Here is a 1,910-nt window from a genome sequence, read left to right as displayed (position 1 = left end):
CAAAAAATTTACTGGTCTCCATAATCGCCTCCTTCTAGAGTTTGATTTATTTCTAATATTACTTTTTTTATATTTACTGGTGTATTGCTTATTTCCATAGACCTTGTTCTCTTTTTTCCCTTGCCCCATTGATACGTCATACCTTCTGGTACTACAAATGACATAGTATTTCTTTCCAAATCTAGTTGAGTTACATAAGCTTTTTTACCACAGTAGTCAAATGTTGGTAAGTTTTTCACGTTAGACACTCCCTTCTATATTTTTATTACTACCACTCATCATCTCCTAAGGACGGAGGAATATCTGTAGAATCTACGTTAAATCCCACTGAGCCAACTTTCTTTGCTTTTACCTTTTCTATATTTTTGTCAAAATGTTCTTGCTTTAAGATAACTTTCTGATTTTCGTCTACTGAATTTTCTTCTATAGCACAAATTACTGCAGTAGTTACTAGTTCTCTTATATGCGCCCCAGTGTACCCCTTAGTTTTTTTAGCAACGCTTTCAAAGTTTACATTATCAACAGAGCACTTACCAACGTGTAGCTTTAACATTTTTATACGGCCTTCGCTAGATGGTTTCGGAATATCTATAATTCTGTCAAATCTTCCAGGCCTGTTTCTAAGGGCATCTTCTAGTTTCCCAGCGTTGTTTGTAGTAGCAACTGTTACAATATATCTGTTTTCCACTAACCCGTCCAACTGATTCATTAATTCTCCTAACAAACTTGCATTGGAACTATCATCTCTGTTATTGCCGTATAAATCTATATCTTCCAAAAATAAAATAGTAGGAGCAATTTCTCGTGCTAACACACAAATAGCCTTAATGTCAGAAGCCCTCTGTAAAAATTTAGGAGTCACCCAAACAAAAGAGCATTTAGATTGATTACATAATACCTTACCGATCAAAGTTTTTCCAGTTCCTGGTTCTCCTTTAAGAATAATACCGCGCTTAAAAGATAAATCATTTTTCTTATATAATTGTATGTTATCAAATAAATTATCTATATTAGTTTTTAATTCTTTTTTTACTGAGGAGGGTAAGATAACGTCATCCCACGTATATTTATTATGTATAGCTATATGAGAAAAACTTGGATCTATCTTAGAATTTTTTAAGAAGCTGTTATCCGTTGCATACTTTTCTAAATCTGTTACAAAACTTAAAACACTCTTTTCCTGTTCTTCTTTATAGTATAAACTTATATCCCAAGCATCTCTACCGTATGATTCCTCTAGCTCAAGAACAAACTTATTACCCTTAGCGTCTTTTATAAAAAAACACCCTTCTGTTACACACTTTTTGTATTTATCTAGGGATATTTGTAGATCTTCTTTTTTGAGTGAATACGGGCCGTTCTCACTAAGACCCACTTTGTAATCTACTGAATAACTGTGTTTTTGTAAAAATTCTTCTAATACAGCACAAATACTATATTTGTAAAAGTCACTTTTGTATTGTCTATCTGTTTTAAACACGCTATTGGTGCTTTCACAACCAATATGTTCACGTATCTGCCTTTCTCGCAAACTTCTCCTGTGAATATCTATCAAATCTTCTTTAGATAGGTGTTCTGACATCGCTAACTTTCCTTCTTTTTCTTCGGCGTTTTTTATCAAATTTGTCGTGTAAAAATTTATTAAATTTGTTATTTAGTGAAATTAATTCATCCATAAATCTCATTTCAAATCCTACTTCATACATAATTAAAATCACTATACCAAATTCTAAAAAAAAGTATTCCCATACAAGTTGCAAAATAGCAAAAAATGTAAACAAACTAGAAAAATGTATTAAGGATGATAAAGATAGTTTTCTCATTTAGGTTCTAGCATCTTTTTACGTCTGACTATAATAATCTTGTCTCCTTTAATTACGTTAAAGGTTCTGCCGTCTTTAGTTAATATT

2 protein-coding genes are annotated in these 1,910 nt (G+C 31.9%); both read right to left on the bottom strand.

The window, feature by feature from the left end:
• Window positions 1-8: 8 nt before the first annotated feature.
• Window positions 9-248, bottom strand: coding sequence for a hypothetical protein (locus R3333_RS14350; RefSeq protein WP_318959454.1), 240 nt, complete (start codon window positions 246-248; stop codon window positions 9-11).
• A 20-nt stretch (window positions 249-268) separates the two neighbouring features.
• Window positions 269-1,621, bottom strand: a complete 1,353-nt coding sequence (locus R3333_RS14345; protein ID WP_318959453.1) for an ATP-binding protein — start codon at window positions 1,619-1,621, stop codon at window positions 269-271.
• Between the last annotated feature and the right edge of the window lie 289 nt (window positions 1,622-1,910).

Origin of the sequence: Lishizhenia sp., assembly GCF_033720595.1 — a bacterium.
Classification (GTDB): Bacteria; Bacteroidota; Bacteroidia; order Flavobacteriales_D; family Crocinitomicaceae; genus Lishizhenia.
Note: the sequence above shows the minus strand (reverse complement) of the source record. Positions and strands in the feature narration are given on the sequence as shown.